Here is an 18653-nt window from a genome sequence, read left to right as displayed (position 1 = left end):
GCAGGTCAGTGCAGGTCAGGCGGGCGGCCAAGTTTGTGAGGGCTCCTCCCTCAGGAGGTTTCCACCATCATAGTGATCGGCCCGTCGTTCACCAGCTCGACCGCCATGTCCGCCCCGAACACCCCCGTCGAGACCTCGATCCCCCGGGCGCGCAGGTCCGCCACCACGGCCTCCACCAGCGGCTCCGCGACCGGCCGGGGAGCTGCGGCCTGCCAGGTCGGCCGGCGGCCCTTGCGGGCGTCGCCGTACAGCGTGAACTGGCTGACGACCAGGACCGGCGCTCCCACATCGGTTACCGACCGCTCGTCGCGCAGGATCCGCAGGTCCGCGATCTTGCGGGCCACCGTCGCGGCGTCGGCGGGGCCGTCGTCGTGCGTCACGCCGACCAGCGCCACCAGTCCCGGCCGGTCGAACGCGCCGACCACCTCGCCGCCGACCGTCACGCTCGCCCGCGTCGCCCGCTGCAGTAGCGCCCTCACGGCCGTTCCCCCGGCCCGACGGCAGACCGTCCGCCGGTCGCGTCGAGCACGGCGTCGTCGAGCACCGCGTCGTCGAGCACCGCGCGGACCTCGCCCACGGGCCGGCCACCGCCCAGCACCGGGACGTGACCGACCGCCGCCAGCGCGTCCACGTCGGCGCCCGGCACGTCGGCGGCGCCGGCACGCCGCAACGCCGCCGCCAGCACCGCCGGGCGGGGCCGAGCGGCGCCGTCCAGCACCTTGAACGCCAGCGCCGAGCCGTCCGGCAGGCCTGCCGCGCAGACCCCGTCCGCGCCGATCTTGGCGACCAGCCCCGGCACCGCCTGCATCGCCAGCGTGTCCTCCCGGCCCGTGCCCGCCACCATGTGCGGGTGAGTGCTCATCGCCCGCGCCACCTGCGCCGCCGGGCTGCCGCCGGCATCGACGTCGGGGTCGGCGTCGGGGTCGGCATCGACGCCCGCCGCCGCGGACGCCAGTCGGCCGAACGACCGTGCCAGCCCGTCCAGCGTCGTCGCGAACAACGGCGCCCCGCAGCCGTCGACGGTCACGTGGGCGGGCTCCGCGCCGGTCAGCTCCGCGAGCGTGGCCCGCACCGCCCGCTGCAGCGGGTGGGCCGGGTCGAGGTAGTCGGCGGTGCCCCACCCCGCCGCGACACAGGTCGCGAGCATGCCCGCGTGCTTGCCCGAGCAGTCCTGGGTGACGGACGCCGCCGACCGGCCGGCACGGAGCCAGCCCGCGGCGGCGGGCGGGTACATCGGCAGGGTCGGGGTGTTGCGCAGCGCGTCGAGCCCCAGCCCGGCGCCGCCGAGGATCGCGCGGACCCCGTCGCGGTGCACCGCCTCGCCGTTGTGGCTCGCCGCGACGAGGGCCAGCAGCTCGGGCGGCAGGTCGAGCCCCGCACGCACCATCGCCACCGCCTGCAGCGGCTTGACGGCCGAGCGCGGCCAGATCTTCGCCGCCGGGTCCCCCGCCGCGAGGACGACCTCCCCCGCGGCGTCGAGCACCACGAGATGGCCGAGGTGCACCGACTCGACGAGCTCGCCGCGCACCACCTCCGCGAGCGGGACGGCCCCTCGGGCGACGGGCGCGCTCACCATCCGCTCGGTCCCTGACGGCGGCCCTTGCCGGGCCCGTACGCCTGCAGCTTGGGGCGCACGTCGACGAGGTACACGATGGCGGCGACGCACGCGATGAGGTTGAGGAAGCTCGTCGAGGTGAGCATCATCGGCGGCAGCCCGAGGAAGCCGAGCGCGGCGGCGACCCCCAGGATGAGCAGCCAGATCGGCTTGGTCAGCTTGCCCTCCGCGGTGAACCCGCGCGCCGGGCGGCGCAGCGCATCGACGAGCGCCCAGGCCTGCACGACGAAGACGACGATCGCCAGGAGGACGAAGACGTAGTACTGCAGGTTCGCGATCACGCGACCAGGCTACGGGAGGACGCGCATCCGCCGGTCCCGCGCAGCGGTCGCGACGTGCTCGTCCCACGCGGCGACGAGCGTGTCCTCGTGCGCGACGGCGAGCGCGCTCGCCACGTGCACGGCGTCGCCCCCGCGCAACGGGTGCGGACCGGACGCGAGCTCGGCGGCGGTGGCGGCCACCCCGGCCGTGACCTCGACGACGTGCAGGCCCGGCCAGAGCGTGGTCCAGCGCTCGAGCGCACGGCGGCGGGCCGCGGCGTCGAGGACGCCCGCACGCTCCCCGGCGGCCAGGGTGGCGCGCATCTCGGTGTCCGCCAGGCGCGAGGTGACGACGACGTCGGCCCGGTTCCACAGGGCGCTCGCCAGGGCTGACCCCTGCTCGGGGACGCACAGCTTCACCAGTGCGCTGGCGTCGAAGTAGATGAGTGCCATCGCTTCCTCCCCGGCTCAGCGGCGGATGCGCCGGACGAGGCCCGACAGACCGGAGCGCGAGGCGCCGTTGCCCGCCCCGACCGCCTGCGCCGTCGTCGGCACCGTGTGCGTGGGCCGCTCGGCCTGCGCCGGGGTGAGCAGTCCGTCACGGACCAGCTCGCCGACGAGGTCGGCGCTGCCGACGCCGGTGAGCCGGGCGACCGGGACGCCGCGCTCGGTGATGACGACGTCCTCCCCGTCGCGCGCCTTCTCGATCCACGACTTCAGCTCGGCGCGCAACGCGCTGACGGAGACCTCCATGGGCGACGACGCTACCGCGCCGTGCGCTGCAGGAACAGCCCTCGTCATGTCCGGGCGCCGTTCGTCCGCTGCGCGCGCGGCACCGTGCGGGCCGTGACAGGCTGCCGAGCAGGCAGGCACCAGGGAGGACCCGCGTGACGTCGCAGACCACCGACCCGCAGGCGCTACCGCAGTCGAAGATCTGGGCGATATTCGGCGGGCTCATGCTCGCCATGCTGCTCGCCGCGCTCGACCAGACCATCGTCGCCACCGCGCTGCCCACTATCGTCAGCGACCTCGGCGGCGCCGAGCACCTGTCCTGGGTCGTCACCGCCTACATGCTGGCCACGACGGCCACCACGGTGCTGTGGGGCAAGCTCGGCGACCTGCTCGGCCGCAAGGTGCTCTTCATCGTCTGCATCGCCATCTTCCTCGGCGGCTCGATGCTGTGCGGCACGTCCGAGACGATGGGGCAGCTCATCGCCTGGCGTGCGCTCCAAGGCGTGGGCGGCGGCGGGCTCATGGTGCTGAGCCAGGCCATCATCGGGGACGTCGTCTCCCCGCGGGAGCGCGGGAAGTACCAGGGGATGTTCGGTGCCGTGTTCGGCGTCGCCTCCGTCGCCGGACCACTGCTGGGCGGCTGGTTCGTGGACAACCTGTCCTGGCAGTGGGTGTTCTACATCAACGTCCCCCTCGGGATCGTGGCGCTGGTCGTGGTCGTCGCCGTGCTGCCGCCCATCACGCCGCGCAGCCGACCGCGGATCGACTACGCCGGCATCGTGCTCCTCGCCGTCGTGTCCACGGCCGTCGTGCTCACCACGAGCCTCGGCGGGACCACGTGGGGCTGGGACTCGGTGCAGGTGTACTCGATGGTCATCGTGGCCGTCGTGGGCGTGGTCGCGTTCGTGCTCGTGGAGCGCCGCGCCCCCGAGCCCGTGCTGCCGCTGCACCTCTTCCGCAACCGGGTGTTCTCCGTGGCAGCGGTGGTCGGGTTCGTCGTCGGGTTCGCGATGTTCGGCGCCATCACCTACCTGCCGCTCTACCTGCAGACGGTCAAGGGCTCCTCCCCGACGATGTCCGGCCTCGAGATGACGCCGATGATGCTGGGGCTGCTCCTCACCTCGATCGGCTCCGGGCAGCTGATCACCCGCACCGGCCGGTACAAGGTCTTCCCGATCCTCGGCACGGCGATCACCACCGTCGGTCTCTTCCTGCTGTCCCTCATGGACCGGGACACGAGCACGCTCCAGTCGAGCCTGAGCATGTTCGTGCTCGGCACGGGGCTCGGCATGGTCACCCAGGTGCTCGTCATCGCCGTGCAGAACGCGGTCGCCTACCGCGACCTGGGGACCGCGACGTCGGGAGCCACGTACTTCCGCACCATCGGGTCGTCCGTCGGCGTCGCCGTGTTCGGCACGATCTTCGCCGACCAGCTCGTCGCGAACCTCTCGACCGGCGTCCCCTCCGCCGCGCAGGGCCGCTGCGGCCCCGCCGCCCTCGAGGCGTCGGTCGAGGGGCTCGCCCAGTGCCCGCCCGAGGTGCAGGGCTGGTTCCTCGACGGGTACGCCGACACCCTGCAGACCGTGTTCCTGTGGGCCGTTCCGGTCGCCGTCGTCGCCTTCGCCCTGGCCTGGCTCCTGCCCCAGGTGGAGCTGCGCACCGCGACCCGCGACGCCGACCCCGCCGTCGTGGCCGGCCACGCCGCCGGCGAGTCCTTCGCCCTGCCGTCGAGCCGCACCTCCCTCGAGGAGCTGCGGATGATCCTGTGGCGCCGGGTGGGCGTCCAGGACCCGCTGCGCGTGTACGAGATCACCGCGCCCGACGCCGACCTGGGCCCCGAGGAGGCGTGGATGGTCACCCGGGTCTCGCTCAAGCGGTCCCGGACGGTCGCGGTCATGGCGGAACGCAGCCACGTGTCTCCGGAGACCGTGCGGCACGTGGCTGCCGGGCTGGCGGCGCGCGGGCTCGTCGTCGTCGACGGGGACACGGTCCGGGCGACCGACCAGACGGACGTCGCCGCGGAGATCCTGCGCGAGGCGGAGCGGCGCCGGCTTCAGCGGGTCGTGGCCGAGTGGCCCGGCGACGAGCCCGAGATCGACGCCCTGGTCCACGAGGTGTCGGCGCTCGTCTTCGCCGACGCCACGGACGGTGCCGCACCCTGACGTCCGCACCACTCGCCGCATCCGCCGGGACCTTTTGCCGATGTCGGTAGTTCGTGTCGAGGTCGGCAGTGCGCACTGCCGACCTCGACACGAACTACCGACATCGGCAAAACGGGAGAACGGGTCAGAGCTCCGGCAGGTGCTCCCGCGCCGCCTGCGCGTCCAGCCCAGCCGCCTCGAGGGCGTCCACCACCGGCGAGCGCAGCAGCACGACCAGCGAGGCGACCCGCAGGTCACCGCCCCCGAGCGCGTGCGGGTCGGCCGCCTCGGCGACGTCGACCAGGAGCTCGCGGGCCTCCTCGAGGGAACCACCGCCGCCGACGGCGGAGGCCAGCAGACGTGCCCCGCCGGCGAACCGCTCCACCTCGTCGGCCAGCGCACCGAGCTCGGGCCACGTCCCGTCGGGTCCGACGACGGTCGGGGCGCGGCGAGCGAGCAGCCGCACGCTGCGCATGGCCCGGTCCACCAGCACCGCCTGCCCCGCCAGGTGGTGGATGTCCCCGCGCTGCCCACGGTTGACGCCGACCCGGGCGATCTCCTCGGCCTTGCGCGCGGTGTCCCGCCAGTCGGCCAGCACCGACTCCGACGCCCGGCCACGGACCAGCGCCGCGCCGAGGTCGTCCATGTCCCGGACCCGCAGCCCGCGACCGACCGCCTCCAACGTCTCGGCGAGCTCGGTGGTCGCCTCGTAGGCCAACGAGCGCAGCCTGCGCAGCGGGTCGCTCGGCAGCAGCAGCGTCACGGCCAGGGCGACGAGACCGCCGACGGCGGCGTCCGTCCAGCGGCCGAACGCGCCGTCGTGCGCGACGGCTGCCGGGAGACCGACCACGACGATGGCCTGCACGCCTGCCTGCGTGACGAGCAGGGGTCCGCGGTCGATGAAGCGGGCGAGGAGCGCCGAGACGAGCAGCACGACCGTGAGCTGCCACCATCCCGTGCCGATGAGCTCGACGATGACCTCGCCGATGCCGACGCCGACCGCGACGCCCACGGCGACCTCGGCCACCCGTCGCAGCTCCCGGTCGAACGAGAACCCCAGGCACACCCAGGCGGCGACCGCCGCGAAGAACGGTTGCTCGTGGCCCAGCACGAGGTGCGCCAGCAGGTAGGCCACCCCGGCGGCGAGCGACGCCTGGACGATGGGCCAGAAGCCCGACCGCAACCGCGCGAAGCCCTGCCGGATGCGGATCCGACGGAGGAGCGTCCGCACCGCGGCACCCGCCGCAGCACCCGCCTCGCGCGGGCCCGGTGCTCTCACCGCACGATCACAGCAGGCTCTGGGTCCCGTCGCCACCGCGTGGGGTCAGGCCGCGCAACGTCTCGCCGCGCCCCTCGGGCCGGTCGGCGGAGACACCCTCACCGGGGACGATCGTCTCCTGGGTCGCGTCGACGACGAGCTCCTGCGCGTCCGCACGGGTCCCCACCGCCCCGACGACGACCAGCGGGGCATCGTCCGGCAGGTTCCGCTTGACCACGGCGAGCGCCACCGGGCCGAGCTCGTGGTGGCGGGCGACCGAGGTGACCTGGCCGACCACCTTGCCGTCGGCGCCGTCGCGCCGGACGTCCGCACCGGCGTCGGGCACGACGTGCTGCGACCCGTCGAGGTGGAGCATGACGATGCGTCGCGGGGGCCGGCCGAGGTTGTGCACCCGCGCGACGGTCTCCTGGCCGCGGTAGCAGCCCTTGTGCAGGTGGACGGCGGTGCGCAGCCAGTCGAGCTCGTGCGGGACGGAGCGGTCGTCGACCTCGCGGGCCAGCCGCGGGCGCCACGCCTCGACGCGCAGCGCCTCGGTGGCCCACGTACCGGCGAGCCGCCAGCCGGCGGCCTCGCGCTCGGCGACGGCCTCGGCCAGGGTCGCCCGCGGGACGAGCACGAGCCGCCAGGCGCGGTCCGCCCCGGGGTGCTCCTCCTCGGGCGGGCCGTACCGGGTGCCGCCGACGGCGACGCGCGGCCAGGTGTCCCACCACGTCACGGGCTCGCCCTCGGCACCCTCGGCGGCCACGGGCTCACCGAGCGCGGCGTAGTCGTCGGTGACGTCGTCGATCTCGACGCGCATCATGAAGCGCATCCGCGTCAGCCAGGCGACGAGCGGCTCGACGCGGTCCCGCTCGGTGACCAGCCAGGTGGACGTGCCGTCGTCGACGACGCCGAGCGCGTGCTCGACGCGACCCTGCGGGGACAGCACGAGCAGCTCGGTGGAGGTGCGCGGGGCGAGGTGCTCGACGTCCTGCGAGGTGATCGAGTGCAACCAGCTCAGGCGGTCGGGTCCGGTGAGACGGACGACACCGAGGTGCGACTGGTCGACCACGGCACCGCCGCGGGCCAGCGCGCGCTGCTCCGCGACGGGCTCGCCGTAGTGCCAGGCCACACCCTCGTCGGGCCCCGTGGCGGCGACGGCTCCGGGTCGGTCCAGGATCGGGCTGCGGTAGGTCATGACGGGGTGTCGGTCCGGTCGAGCTCGCCGGAGGCGTAGGAGCCCATGGGGTGGCCGAACGCGGCCAGCTCCTCGAGCCACAGCAGGCGACCCTCGACGTTGCCGTACAGCCGCTTGGCCGCGGTGACCTCCGCGGCGGTCGAGGTCCGCGCCACGAAGTCCGTGGCCAGGTCGACCCGGCCGTCGCCGACGATCCCCAGGAACAGGGACAGGCGGCCCGAGGCGTCGGTGACGAGCACCTCGAGGGGGTGCTTGCCCTCGGGCAGGTCGTCGGGGCGCTCGGTGGACACCCGCCAGTAGCCGGTCTCGGTCGACCAGACGGTGTCGAAGGCGTCGTCGCCCTCGCCGTCACCGTCCGTCGTCTCGCCGTCGGCCGCCGCACCGGACCGGACCCGCAGCGTCGAGGTGAAGCGCAGGTACGGGCCGCCGTCGTGGTCGAAGAGCAGCTCCTGGCGGAACGGCGTCTCGGCGATGCCCTCGTACTTGATGACACCACCGCCGGTCCACCGACCGACGAGCCAGGCCAGCGGGTACACCTCGGGCGCGAGGCCCTCGGGGAAGGTGAAGGGCATCAGCGCTGACCCTGGAACAGCTTGTAGACGACGTAGCCCGCGAACCAGGTGATCACCCCGACGGTGACGACCAGGAGGCTGGTGAAGAAGATCTCGAGCGCGTGGACCGACATGCCTCGATCGTACCCACCGCCGCGCGGCTAGGGTCGGCGCTATGACCGAGACCACATCGCAGCGCTCACTCGTCGTCAAGACCACCGCCGGCACGGAGCGACCGGAAGCGACGAACCAGGCGCTGACCGTCGCCGCGGCAGCCGTCGCCGCCGGCGTGGAGGTCTCGCTGTGGCTCACCGGGGAGTCGGCCTGGTTCGCGGTGCCGGGCCGCGCCGCCGAGCTCGAGCTCGACCACGCCGCGCCGGCGGCCGACCTGCTCGAGGCCGTCCTGGCGGCGGGGACGGTGACCCTGTGCACCCAGTGCGCGGCCCGGCGGGACATCGGGCCCGACGACGTCGTGCCGGGTGTGCGGATCGCTGGCGCACCGGTGTTCGTCGAGGAGTCGCTGCGTCCGGGCGCGCAGGCGCTCGTCTACTGACGGTCAGACGCGGACGCCGCGGAACCGCCGTCCCAGCAGGTACAGCTCGCACCCGAGGCAGAGCCCGACGGTCGCGTTGAGCGCTGCCGCGAGGAACGCGACCCCGGCCGCCCACGGCACGGCACCCGGCACGCCCGCGAGGCCGAGCGCGACCCCGGCTGCGGTGACGAGGAGCCCGACGAGCTGGGCGAACTGCGGTGGCCGCGGGTCCTCGAGGTGCTCGGGGGCACCGAGCCGCGCGCGGACGAGCGTGCGGAACAACCACCCCTGCCACGTCGCGTGCGTGCCGAGCAGCGCGCCGGGGAGGAAGCTGAGCGCGACGACGGCGAGCAGCGCGAGCGCCTCGGTGCCGGGACCGAGCAGCACGACGACGGCGAGCAGTGCCGCGGTGATGCCGGCGCCCACCCGGGGGCCGCGAGGGTCGATGCCGGCCGGTTCCGACGTCCCGGAGGGGCTCGGATCCGTCGGTGCGGCGGGGCGGTCGGACGAGGTCATGCGCTCCTCCCGGAGGGCAGGTCGGTGGGGGTGGCGGCGTCGAGCGCCGCGCGCGCCTGGGCAGGTGTCATCGCACCGGACGCCCGGGCCACCTCGGACCCGGCGGCGTCGAGCACGAGCACCGTGGGAGTGCGCAGCACGCCGGCCCGGAGCACGAGGTCGAGGTGGTCCTCGACGTCGATCTCGACGTGCGCGACGTCCGGGTGGACGGCGACGAGCTCACCGAGAGCGCGGGCGGTGGCACGGCACGGTGCGCACACCGCCGCCGAGAACTGGACGAAGGTGGCCCGGGCGCCGGGCGCGGCGCCCAGCGCGGCGAGGTCCGCGTCCCAGGGGGCCGACGCCGTCGCACCGCTGGTGGCTCCGACCCGGACCCGGCCCTGCCGGTGGCGCCAGACCAGGCCCACCACGACGGTCAGCGCCACGAGCGCGCCGAGGACCACGGGCTGCGGGACCATCCGGACCTCCTGTTCACGGGACGCGTCACGACCACGTCGACGGTGGGAACAGATCGGTTTGCATGAATGTTCCCGGTACCGTAGGCGTGGTGACGCGCCCGTAGCGTACGCGCACCTGTCCCGACGACGCCGCCCCGCACTCGAACACCGGGTGCCCAGCGTCGTCGGGCATCCAGGAGGCCCCTGATGACCGAAGCACCCACGCGGACCAGGAACGGCCTCGTCGTCCCCGCTGCCGGCACGTACGAGCTCGACGTCGCCCACCAGCGCATCGGCTTCCTGGCGATGCACATGATGGTCAGTCCCGTCCGCGGGCAGTTCGGCACCGGGGGCGCCGTCATCCACGTCGCCGAGGTCCCCCTGGCCTCGTCCGTGTCGGCCACCATCGACGCCGCCTCCGTCGCGACGTGGACACGACCCGGGCCACGGCCGGGACCAGCACCAAGTTCGTGCTGCACGGGCATCTCACGATCCGCGGGATCACGCAGCCGATCGCGCTCGACGCCGAGTTCGGTGGCGTCGGCACCGACCCCTACGGCCGCCACCTCTTCGGTTTCAGCGCCACGGCGGACTTCGAGCGCGCGGCGTTCGGCCTGCTGTGGAACGTCGCCCTGGAGGCCGGTGGCGAGCTCGTGGCCAGGACGGTGCGGATCGAGCTGGCCGGCGAGGCGCTCCGCGTCGGGTGAACCAGCACGTCAGATGACGACGCGACCCACCACGAACACCAGGATCCCGGTCACCACGACGGGGACCGCCGACGCCGACGCTCCCGCCCGGCGACGGGACAACGCCGGCTGCCGCTCGAAGAGGAACCGCAGCGCGGCGGAGACGAGACCGGCGACCAGTCCCGTCAGGGCACCGGTCAGCGGTGCCACGTCGTGGACGACGGTCGCGGCCGCCGCACCGGCCACCGCGCCGAGGGCGACGGAGAGCAAGGATCCGGTCCAGCCGGCAGCGACCGGGAGCGCGGAGACAGCGGCCGCGACGACCAGCGACACGGCGCTCGTCACCACCAGGGCGGCCCCGGCGTCCGAGCGACCGGTGGCGACCCAGCCCGCGGCCGCGGTCGCGACGACGACGCCGGCCGTCATGCCGCTCACCGACTCCACCAGCCGGGGGCGCCCCCCGCGACGGAGCATCTGGGCCACGAACGCCAGGACCAGGGCCATCGCGATCACGACGGGGACGTGCCGCAGCACCGGCTCGTCCGGTGTCGCCCAGGCCACCGCCACCGCGCCCAGGCCCCCGAGCAGGACGACGAGGACGGTCGCGCCCTCGGCCGGGAGCCGCAGGAGCGCGGGCCAGCCGACCGCCACCAGGATCACCAGCCCGGCGGCCGCCGCCGTCGTCCACAGCGGCCCCAGGTACGCCGCCGCGGCGACGAGAGCGGCGAGCGCAGCGGTCGTCACGGCACGGGTGGTCACGGTCACGTCGAAGAGTCTCGCATGCCGACCCGTTGTGACCCGCGGTCCGCGGCACGGTACCTTTACCACCACCGGTGGCGGGAGGAGGTGCGTGTGGCCGAGCTGTTGATCCTGACACCCGCGACGGGCGGGTCGGTCGAGGTACTACCTGCTCTCGGACTGCTCTCGCACAAGGTGCGGGTGCTGCCGATGGAGCCGTCCGCGCTGGTGGACGCGCCCGACTCGGACGTCGTCCTCCTGGACGCGCGCCGCGACCTGGTCGCCGCCCGCACCACCTGCCGGCTGCTGCACGCGACCGGCCTGACCGTCCCGCTCGTGCTCGTCCTGACCGAGGGCGGCCTGACCGTGGTCAACCACGAGTGGGGCGCCGACGACCTGCTGCTGGAGAACGCCGCCCCCGCCGAGGTGGAGGCGCGGCTGCGGCTCGTCGTGGAGCGGTCCGCGCACGGGCCCGCCGAGGACTCTCCCCAGGAGATCTCCGCCGGCGAGCTGGCGATCGACGCCGGCGGGTACACCGCCCGGCTCCGCGGCCGCCCCATCGACCTCACCTACAAGGAGTTCGAGCTCCTCAAGTACCTCGTCCAGCACCCGGGCCGGGTCTTCACCCGGGCCCAGCTGCTGCAAGAGGTGTGGGGGTACGACTACTACGGCGGCACCCGCACCGTCGACGTGCACGTCCGGCGGCTGCGCGCCAAGCTCGGGCCCGAGCACGAGCAGCTCATCGGCACGGTGCGCAACGTCGGCTACCGGTTCGACCCGCCGAAGGAGCCTCGCGAGGACCGCGACGGCGAGCCCGGGCCCGGCGCGAAGGGGTCCACCCGCGTGTCCTCCGGCCGTTGAGCCGGTAGGTTCGGCGCGTGACCGCCATGCCTGACGCCGACTACACGTCCGCCCTCGTCGAGGGTCCGTGGCGTCACGAGTTCGTCCCGGCCAACGGTTCGCGGTTCCACGTCGCCACGGCCGGTCCGGCCCGCACGAACGGCGACCGGGCTCCGCTCGTGCTGTTCCTGCACGGCTTCCCGGAGTTCTGGTGGGGCTGGCGCCACCAGCTCGAGGCCTTGGCCGACGACGGCGTCCGGGTCGCCGCGCTCGACCTGCGGGGGGTCGGCGCGTCCGACAAGCCACCGTCGGGTCACGACGTCCCCACCCGGACGCGGGACGTCGCGGGCGTGGTGCGTTCCCTCGGCCACGACCGTGCCGTCGTCGTCGGTGCCGGCACCGGTGGCGTCCTCGCCTGGGCGATGGCGGCGCTGCAACCGGCGGTCACGGCGGGGGTGGCCGCGCTCGCCGCGCCGCACCCGTTGCGCCTGCACGTGCCCAGCCGGCGGCTCCTCACGCCCGTCGCCCGGCGGATGCTCGCCCTCTACCAGGTGCCCTCGCTCGCCGAGCGTCGCCTGGCCGACGGCGACGAGGTCGCGCGTGTGCTCGACGCCGGCGCCGCCCGGCCGCTCGCCCGGGACGCGGTGGAGCGGTACCGGGAGGTCCTGCGCGTGCCCTTCGCGGCGCACAGCGCGGTGGAGTCGGTGCGCTGGTTGACGCGGTACGCCGTGCGGCCCAGCGGCCGCCGGTTCCTGGGCGCCCTGCGGCGCCGGGTCGACGTGCCCGTGCTGCAGGTGCACGGCGCGGCGGACGGATTCGTCCGGGCCGCGACCGCGGACGTCGACGGCGCGGCCCTGGCGCGCGACTTCCGGTTCGAGGTGGTCGACGGCGCGGGGCACTATCTCGCCGAGGAGGATCCCGAGGCGGTCACCGCGCTCCTCGCCGACTGGCTGCCCCACGCCCTCGCGGCGGGGTAGACCGGCGGGCACCGCAGGACGGCTCGGGCACGGCGGGAGCGGCTCAGGCGCGCCCGCCCGTGCGGACCAGCTTCGCCGCGGCCGCCGGGTCCGTCTCCCCCGCACCGTACGACGGGCACCACCGCGCGACGGGGCACGCCCCGCACGCAGGACGTCGCGCGTGGCACACCCGCCGGCCGTGCCACACCAGGTGGTGGCTGAGCATCGTCCAGTCCTTCTTCGGGAAGATCGCACCGACCGCGTGCTCCACCTTCACCGGGTCCTCCTCGCGCGTGAACCCCAGCCGCCGCGCCAGCCGCCCGAAGTGCGTGTCGACGGTGATCCCCGGGATCCCGAACGCATTGCCCAGCACCACGTTCGCCGTCTTGCGGCCCACACCGGGCAACGTGACGAGATCCTGCAGCCGCGGGGGGACCTCGCCGTCGTACCTCTCCACGAGCGCCCGGCCGAGACCCATGACCGCGCGGGTCTTGGCACGGTAGAAGCCCAGGGGCCGCAGGATCTCCTCCATCTCGGCAGGGTCCGCCCCGGCGAGCGCGGCCGCGTCGGGATACCGCTCGAACAGGACGGGTGTGGTCGCGTTCACCCGGACGTCCGTGGTCTGCGCGGACAGCACCGTCGCGACCAACAGCTCCAGGGGCGTGGTGAAGTCGAGCTCGGCGCGCGCCTCGGGGTACGTCTCGGCGAGCACCCGGTCGATCCGTCGCGCCCGACGGACCAGTGCCAGGGACGACTCCCCCGTCGGGGTAGGCTGCTGTGGCTTCTCGGCGGTCACCTCGGCAGCGTATCGGCCACCCTCCGACAAGGACCTCGACGTCCCTGTCAGGAACCGCCGGCGGTCCTCGGACGTTCGCCAGGGAGCCACCTGAGACACCCCTTCCAGGCATGATGCCCCTGCGTGAGGCACACTGAGACCTGGAACACATTTCGAGACAGCACACGTCCCGAGCGGACGCGACCTGAGAACGTGAGGATTCCTGTGGACGACACCGTCGTGCTCTCCGCCCCCCTCTTCGCGGACATGGACAGCGAAGAGTCGAAGGCGCTCTTCGAGTCCATGGTCCCCGTGGAGCTGACCCGCGGAGACGTCCTGTTCCGCGAGGGAGAGCCGGGCGACCGCCTCTACGTGATCGCCCAGGGCAAGATCAAGCTCGGTCGCCGCTCGAGCGACGGACGCGAGAACCTGCTCTCGATCCTCGGTCCGGGCGAGATGTTCGGCGAGCTGTCGCTGTTCGACCCCGGCCCCCGTACCGCCACGGCCTCGTCCGTCTCCGACGCGCTCTGCTACGAGCTCCGTCACCAGGCACTCGTGCAGTGGATCGCCGCGCACCCCAACGTCGCCACGACCCTCCTCGGAGCACTGGCCCGGCGCCTGCGCCGCACCAACGAGACCCTGGCCGACCTCGTCTTCTCCGACGTACCAGGACGCGTCGCCAAGGCGCTGCTCGACCTGTCCAACCGGTTCGGCGAGCCGAACGACGAGGGCGTCCGCGTCGCGCACGACCTCACCCAGGAGGAGCTCGCCCAGCTCGTCGGCGCCTCCCGCGAGACCGTCAACAAGGCGCTGGCCGACTTCGCCACCCGCGGCTGGGTCCGTCGCGAGGGCCGCGCCGTCGTCCTCCTCGACCTCGACCGCCTAGAGCGCCGCGCCCGCTGAACCCTGGTCGTCCCGCTCGCTCACGCGGGGACGACGAAGCCCCCGGCACGGTCGCGTTCACGGGCGCGGGGCGCCCTCCACTTCGGGTTGACGACCGTGCCGGGGGCTTCGTCGTCCCCGCTTCGCTCTTCTGCCCGCGGTTCGCGCAGCGCAGGGTGAGAGGAGCGGGAGAAGGGGCGAGCCGCGCGCGGTCGTCCCTCTCCCGAAGTGGAGCGCCCCCTGGGGCGCGTGAACGCGACCGCGCGCGGCTCGGCACTTCCCCCGCGGAACCGAGCGCGGTGCTACGCCGTGAGCTCCGCGATCAGCTCGACCTCGACGGGAGCGTCCAGCGGGAGGACCGCGACGCCGACGGCGGAGCGTGCGTGGATGCCCGCGTCGCCGAAGATCTCACCCAGCACGTTCGAGGCGCCGTTGAGAACGGCGGGCTGGCCCGTGAACGACGGGTCGCTCGCGACGAACCCGGTCACCTTGACGATGCGGACGTCGTCGAGGGAGCCGACGACGGAGCGCACCGCCGCGAGGGCGTTCAGCGCGCAGGTGCGGGCCAGGTCCGCCGCGGCGGCGGGGTCGACGAGACCCTCGCCGTCACCGACCTTGCCCGTGGTGGGCAGCGCACCGTCGACGAACGGGAGCTGGCCGGCGGTGTAGACGTGCACGCCCGAACGCACGGCCGGCTGGTAGGACGCCACCGGGGCGGCGACGTCGGGCAGGGTGATCCCGAGCTCGGCGAGGCGGGCGTCGATGCTCATCGCGCTCACTGCCCCGAGGGCCGCTTGAGGTAGGCGACCAGGCCGGTACCGTCCGGGCCGGGCACGACCTGCACGAGCTCCCAGCCGTCCGCACCCCACTGGTCGAGGATCGCCTTGGTGTTGTGGATGAGGAGGGGGATGGTCGCGTATTCCCACGTGGTAGCCATGCGGCGATGGTAGCCCGACCGGGTGAGGCCTCGCCCCGTGAGGTCGTCCTGACGAGCGCTCCACAGGACCTGCACACGCGCGCCGTCCGGATCGGCCGGCCCGCCCCACCTGACCCTCTAGGCTGAGAGCATGGCGAATCCTGAGCCGCGCCGCATCACGCGCACGATCCCCGCCACCCAGATGGTCGCACTCCTGCTGGCGTTCCTGCTCGCCGCGGGAGCCGGTGGCGTGCTCGCGGCCGGGTTCGTCATCCCCGCCGTGGCGGGTGCCAACGCCGCAGCCGACAGCACCATCGAGATGTACGACGAGGTGCCGGCCGAGCTCGAGCCGCAGCCCTTGTCGCAGCAGTCGCGCATCTATGCGGACAACGGCAAGCTCCTCGCGACGTTCTACTACCAGAACCGCATCGTGGTCTCCCTCGACGAGATCTCCGACCACATGGAGCACGCGGCCGTCGCCATCGAGGACGAGCGCTTCTACGACCACAACGGCGTCGACCCGAAGGGCATCACCCGAGCCGCGCTGAACAACCTCAGCGGCTCCGCCACGCAGGGTGCGTCCACGATCACGCAGCAGTACGTGAAGAACATGCTCATCGAGGCGGCGCTCCAGGAGGACGACCCGTTCGCGGTGATCGACGCGCACGAGGACACGCTCAACCGCAAGCTGCGCGAGGCGAAGATGGCGATCGCCATCGAGAAGAAGATGTCCAAGGAGGAGATCCTCCAGGGCTACCTCAACGTGGCGCAGTACGGCGTGAACCAGATCTACGGCGTCGAGAGCGCCGCGCGCTACTACTTCGACAAGTCGGCGGCCGACCTCAGCATCGTCGAGGCCGCCACGATCGCCGGCGTGACGAAGGCCCCGAGCGACTTCGACCCGACGCGTCAGCCCGAGCAGGCCGAGGAGCGCCGCAACCTCGTGCTGCAGAACATGTGGAAGCTCGGCTACATCACCACGAGCGAGCGTGAGGAGGCGCAGGCTGTCCCGATCAAGGACACGCTGAACGTCAGCCCCGTGTCCGCCGGGTGCCAGTCCGCGAAGGGGTCGGCATTCTTCTGCGACTACGTCATCAAGGAGATCCTCCTCGACCCGACGTACGGCGAGACCCGCGCCGACCGCAACGAGCTGCTGTACCGCGGCGGCCTCGAGATCCACACCACGCTGGACATGAAGATGCAGCGGGAGGCGAACAAGACGATCAAGGCGCACGTCCCCGCGGACGACGCGAGCGGCCTCGAGGCGTCCGTCGTGTCGGTCGAGCCGGGCACCGGTGAGATCAAGGCGATGGCCCAGAACGTGCCCTACTCGGGGACGGCTGCCGCCGAGAAGACCCGCCACACCACCGTCAACTACAACGCGGACTACATCCACGGTGCGTCCGGCGGGTTCCAGCCCGGCTCGAACTTCAAGCCGGTGGTGCTGGCCCAGTGGCTGCGCGAGGGCCACACGCTGAACGAGACGGTCACGGCCAACAAGGTGGGACGCTGGCCGCAGAACTTCAACGCTCCCTGCACCCGGCTCACCAGCGAGAAGCCGTGGGAGCCGGCCAACGCCGAGGGCAACACGGCCGGCAACATCTCCGTGCTCCGCGCGACGTACGAGTCGGTGAACACGGCCTACGCGTCGATGGGCTACGAGATCAACCTGTGCGACCTGGCGGACAACGCCTGGGACATGGGCTTCCGGCCCACGAGCAAGACCGGGCACGGCCCGCTGACCGTCGCCGAGAAGCCGGACGTCGACGTCCAGGCGCCGATGGTGCTCGGGACCCAGGAGTCCTCCCCGCTGAACATGGCCGCCATGTACGCCACGCTCGCCTCGGGCGGCACGTACTGCACGCCGGTCGCGATCACCGAGGTCACCGGCCCTGACGGCGAGGGGTACGACGTCCCCAAGTCCCAGTGCGACTCGAACGCCCTGCCCAGCAACATCGCGAACACCGTCGTCTACGCGATGGAGCAGGTCTTCTCCGGGACCGGTACGGCGCGCTCCCTCGGCGGCCTCGCCGACGGCCGACCCGTCGCCGGCAAGACCGGTACGTCGCAGCTGGCCGCCCAGACGTGGTTCAGCGGGTTCGTCCCGCAGCTCGCGACGTCCGTCTGGGTCGGGTCGGTCGACGACCCGCAGGAGGACCACGCGACGGTGCCGATCACGGTCAACGGGGTGACCCACATCCCGATGTACGGCTCCCGGGTCGCGGCTCCGGCGTGGAAGGACTACATGGACGATGCGGTCGCGGGCATGCCTGTCCAGGACTTCGGCGCACCCGACGCGAACCTGATCGGGCGATCGCCGGTCACGTACACGCCGTCGGCCGACGGGGACGACGACTCCGAGGAGTCCGACCAGAGTGACGACGACGGCGGTGACGACGACGGCGGTGACGACGACGGCGGTGACGACGGCCCCGGGAACAGCGGCGGCAACGGCGGCGGGAACGGCAACGACGGGGACGACGACTGAGCCCCCGGACGCTGCTCGGCGGTGCTGCCGCCGTCACGGCAGCCGGTCTCGCCTACGCCCACCTCGAGACCAAGCTCTTCACGGTCCGCCAGGTCACGATCCCGACGCTGCCGCGCGGTGAGCGGGACCTGCGCGTGCTGCACGTCTCCGACCTGCACCTCACGCCGACGCAGCACCGCAAGATCGCCTGGGTGCGGTCGCTGGCCGACCTCGAGCCGGACCTGGTGATCGACACCGGCGACAACCTGGCGCACCGTGAGGCCCTGGGCCCGCTGCTGCACGCCCTGGAGCCGCTCCTCGAGCGGGCTCCCGGTGCCTTCGTCATGGGGTCGAACGACTACTACGCCCCCAAGCCGAAGAACCCGGCCCGCTACCTGTGGACGAGGTCCGGGCCCCGTACCCGCAGCAGGCCCAACCTGCCGGCCGCCGAGCTCGCCGCGGCGATGTCCGCCGCCGGGTGGTCCGACCTGACGAACCGGCGTGACGCCGTCGTCGTCGACGGGCGTCGCATCGCCTTCGCGGGCGTCGACGACCCGCACCTCGGCCTCGACGACTTTCCCGCCCCAGCACCCGAGCACGACGACGGCGCCCTGCTCCGTCTCGGCGTGACGCACGCGCCGTACACGCGCGTGCTGGACCAGATGTACGCCGACGGTGCGGACGCCATCATCGCGGGGCACACGCACGGCGGCCAGCTTTGCGTGCCGTTCTACGGCGCGCTGGTGACGAACTGCGACATCGACCGCCGGCGGGCCAAGGGGTTGCACGGCTGGCCCGGCGCCCGCCCGGACGCGCCCGACGGCGCAGCCTCCACGTGGCTGCACGTCTCGGCCGGCGCGGGGACCTCGCCGTACGCGCCGGTGCGCTTCGCGTGCCGTCCCGAGGCGACCTTGATCACGTTCACCGCCAGGTAGCCGGATCCGGTTTTCGTTCCGGGGCGATCGTCGGCTATTCTGAGCAGGCTTCCGCACACGGGACCGTCCTTCGGGTCGGGTCGCCAGCGGGTGCAGTCCTTCGGGGTGTGGCGCAGCTTGGTAGCGCGCTTCGTTCGGGACGAAGAGGTCGCAGGTTCAAATCCTGTCACCCCGACCAGTGTGATGTCTCAGGACATCGGCAAGGCCCGGACCCACGG

The 18653-nt window shown here is 73.3% G+C and carries 22 protein-coding genes, 1 tRNA gene and 1 pseudogene; 10 read left to right on the top strand and 14 right to left on the bottom strand.

Annotation, left to right across the window (positions count from 1 at the left end; all coding sequences use genetic code 11):
- Nucleotides 1–50: 50 nt before the first annotated feature.
- The 5 genes from dtd to UQW22_RS08510 are packed head-to-tail and all read right to left on the bottom strand — an operon-like array spanning nt 51 to nt 2628.
- The gene (gene dtd / locus UQW22_RS08530; RefSeq protein ID WP_407320487.1) at nt 51–479 is read right to left on the bottom strand and encodes a D-aminoacyl-tRNA deacylase; all 429 of its coding nucleotides are present in this window, start codon (nt 477–479) and stop codon (nt 51–53) included.
- Nucleotides 476–1576, bottom strand: coding sequence for an asparaginase (locus tag UQW22_RS08525; protein WP_407320485.1), 1101 nt, complete (start codon nt 1574–1576; stop codon nt 476–478). Before UQW22_RS08525 ends, dtd begins: the two co-directional genes overlap by 4 nt.
- Entirely contained in the window at nt 1570–1896 is a 327-nt protein-coding gene (locus tag UQW22_RS08520) for a DUF2516 family protein (RefSeq protein ID WP_407320484.1), read from the bottom strand. Before UQW22_RS08520 ends, UQW22_RS08525 begins: the two co-directional genes overlap by 7 nt.
- 9 nt (nt 1897–1905) lie before the next feature.
- Nucleotides 1906–2328 carry a type II toxin-antitoxin system VapC family toxin gene (locus tag UQW22_RS08515; protein WP_407320483.1) on the bottom strand — a complete coding sequence of 141 codons (423 nt, stop codon included), beginning with the start codon at nt 2326–2328 and terminating at the stop codon, nt 1906–1908.
- 15 nt (nt 2329–2343) lie between these two features.
- Entirely contained in the window at nt 2344–2628 is a 285-nt protein-coding gene (locus UQW22_RS08510) for a type II toxin-antitoxin system Phd/YefM family antitoxin (protein ID WP_407320482.1), read from the bottom strand.
- 134 nt (nt 2629–2762) lie between these two features.
- Between UQW22_RS08510 and UQW22_RS08505 the strand changes: the two genes are divergently transcribed.
- Nucleotides 2763–4769 carry an MDR family MFS transporter gene (locus UQW22_RS08505; protein WP_407320481.1) on the top strand — a complete coding sequence of 669 codons (2007 nt, stop codon included), beginning with the start codon at nt 2763–2765 and terminating at the stop codon, nt 4767–4769.
- A 124-nt stretch (nt 4770–4893) separates the two neighbouring features.
- Here the strand turns inward: UQW22_RS08505 and UQW22_RS08500 are convergent, their stop codons facing one another.
- From UQW22_RS08500 to UQW22_RS08490, 3 genes are read right to left on the bottom strand one after another with little or no spacing between them, the layout of a single operon-like run.
- Nucleotides 4894–5979, bottom strand: a complete 1086-nt coding sequence (locus UQW22_RS08500; RefSeq protein WP_407320480.1) for an FUSC family protein — start codon at nt 5977–5979, stop codon at nt 4894–4896.
- Between the two features lie 55 nt (nt 5980–6034).
- Complete coding sequence (locus UQW22_RS08495; RefSeq protein ID WP_407320479.1) at nt 6035–7204, bottom strand: YgfZ/GcvT domain-containing protein; 1170 nt, start codon at nt 7202–7204, stop codon at nt 6035–6037.
- The gene (locus tag UQW22_RS08490; RefSeq protein WP_407320477.1) at nt 7201–7776 is read right to left on the bottom strand and encodes an FABP family protein; all 576 of its coding nucleotides are present in this window, start codon (nt 7774–7776) and stop codon (nt 7201–7203) included. The genes UQW22_RS08495 and UQW22_RS08490 overlap by 4 nt, the downstream gene beginning before the upstream one ends.
- A gap of 154 nt (nt 7777–7930) precedes the next feature.
- Here UQW22_RS08490 and UQW22_RS08485 point away from each other — a divergent pair, with 154 nt between their 5' ends.
- The gene (locus UQW22_RS08485; RefSeq protein ID WP_407320475.1) at nt 7931–8308 is read left to right on the top strand and encodes a DsrE family protein; all 378 of its coding nucleotides are present in this window, start codon (nt 7931–7933) and stop codon (nt 8306–8308) included.
- 3 nt (nt 8309–8311) lie between these two features.
- On the opposite strand, the gene UQW22_RS08480 is transcribed toward UQW22_RS08485, so the two are convergent.
- Nucleotides 8312–8803 carry a DUF4395 domain-containing protein gene (locus tag UQW22_RS08480; protein ID WP_407320473.1) on the bottom strand — a complete coding sequence of 164 codons (492 nt, stop codon included), beginning with the start codon at nt 8801–8803 and terminating at the stop codon, nt 8312–8314.
- Complete coding sequence (locus UQW22_RS08475; protein WP_407320472.1) at nt 8800–9261, bottom strand: thioredoxin family protein; 462 nt, start codon at nt 9259–9261, stop codon at nt 8800–8802. The genes UQW22_RS08480 and UQW22_RS08475 overlap by 4 nt, the downstream gene beginning before the upstream one ends.
- A gap of 186 nt (nt 9262–9447) precedes the next feature.
- Between UQW22_RS08475 and UQW22_RS08470 the strand changes: the two are divergent.
- Together UQW22_RS08470 and UQW22_RS08465 are read left to right on the top strand one after the other, a co-directional pair.
- Nucleotides 9448–9609, top strand: a pseudogene (locus UQW22_RS08470) (YceI family protein); the annotation flags it as partial.
- Nucleotides 9610–9668: 59 nt separating this feature from the next.
- The gene (locus UQW22_RS08465) at nt 9669–9947 is read left to right on the top strand and encodes a YceI family protein (RefSeq protein ID WP_407320471.1); all 279 of its coding nucleotides are present in this window, start codon (nt 9669–9671) and stop codon (nt 9945–9947) included.
- A gap of 9 nt (nt 9948–9956) precedes the next feature.
- Here UQW22_RS08465 and UQW22_RS08460 read toward each other — a convergent pair whose 3' ends face one another.
- Nucleotides 9957–10691 carry a hypothetical protein gene (locus UQW22_RS08460; RefSeq protein ID WP_407320470.1) on the bottom strand — a complete coding sequence of 245 codons (735 nt, stop codon included), beginning with the start codon at nt 10689–10691 and terminating at the stop codon, nt 9957–9959.
- 87 nt (nt 10692–10778) lie between these two features.
- Here UQW22_RS08460 and UQW22_RS08455 point away from each other — a divergent pair, with 87 nt between their 5' ends.
- Together UQW22_RS08455 and UQW22_RS08450 are read left to right on the top strand one after the other, a co-directional pair.
- Entirely contained in the window at nt 10779–11525 is a 747-nt protein-coding gene (locus UQW22_RS08455; RefSeq protein ID WP_407320469.1) for a winged-helix domain-containing protein, read from the top strand.
- Between the two features lie 26 nt (nt 11526–11551).
- Nucleotides 11552–12481 (top strand): alpha/beta fold hydrolase, encoded by a 930-nt coding sequence (locus UQW22_RS08450; RefSeq protein WP_407320754.1) that lies wholly within the window; start codon nt 11552–11554, stop codon nt 12479–12481.
- Nucleotides 12482–12524: 43 nt separating this feature from the next.
- On the opposite strand, the gene nth is transcribed toward UQW22_RS08450, so the two are convergent.
- Nucleotides 12525–13256, bottom strand: a complete 732-nt coding sequence (gene nth, locus UQW22_RS08445; RefSeq protein WP_407320468.1) for an endonuclease III — start codon at nt 13254–13256, stop codon at nt 12525–12527.
- 204 nt (nt 13257–13460) lie between these two features.
- Between nth and UQW22_RS08440 the strand changes: the two genes are divergently transcribed.
- The gene (locus tag UQW22_RS08440) at nt 13461–14138 is read left to right on the top strand and encodes a Crp/Fnr family transcriptional regulator (RefSeq protein WP_277211188.1); all 678 of its coding nucleotides are present in this window, start codon (nt 13461–13463) and stop codon (nt 14136–14138) included.
- Nucleotides 14139–14419: 281 nt separating this feature from the next.
- Here the strand turns inward: UQW22_RS08440 and UQW22_RS08435 are convergent, their stop codons facing one another.
- Entirely contained in the window at nt 14420–14887 is a 468-nt protein-coding gene (locus UQW22_RS08435; protein WP_407320467.1) for a RidA family protein, read from the bottom strand.
- Between the two features lie 5 nt (nt 14888–14892).
- Nucleotides 14893–15054 carry a hypothetical protein gene (locus UQW22_RS08430; protein WP_407320466.1) on the bottom strand — a complete coding sequence of 54 codons (162 nt, stop codon included), beginning with the start codon at nt 15052–15054 and terminating at the stop codon, nt 14893–14895.
- Between the two features lie 130 nt (nt 15055–15184).
- Here UQW22_RS08430 and UQW22_RS08425 point away from each other — a divergent pair, with 130 nt between their 5' ends.
- The 3 genes from UQW22_RS08425 (at nt 15185) to UQW22_RS08415 (ending at nt 18613) form a co-directional block, all read left to right on the top strand.
- Nucleotides 15185–17521 carry a transglycosylase domain-containing protein gene (locus tag UQW22_RS08425; RefSeq protein WP_407320464.1) on the top strand — a complete coding sequence of 779 codons (2337 nt, stop codon included), beginning with the start codon at nt 15185–15187 and terminating at the stop codon, nt 17519–17521.
- Nucleotides 17518–18435, top strand: coding sequence for a metallophosphoesterase (locus UQW22_RS08420; RefSeq protein WP_407320753.1), 918 nt, complete (start codon nt 17518–17520; stop codon nt 18433–18435). The genes UQW22_RS08425 and UQW22_RS08420 overlap by 4 nt, the downstream gene beginning before the upstream one ends.
- 101 nt (nt 18436–18536) lie before the next feature.
- Nucleotides 18537–18613, top strand: a tRNA-Pro gene (locus tag UQW22_RS08415).
- Nucleotides 18614–18653 lie beyond the last annotated feature (40 nt).

This window comes from Isoptericola halotolerans (genome assembly GCF_045689585.1).
GTDB lineage: Bacteria > Actinomycetota > Actinomycetes > Actinomycetales > Cellulomonadaceae > Isoptericola > Isoptericola halotolerans_B.
This window is presented reverse-complemented; position numbering and strand designations above follow the sequence as displayed.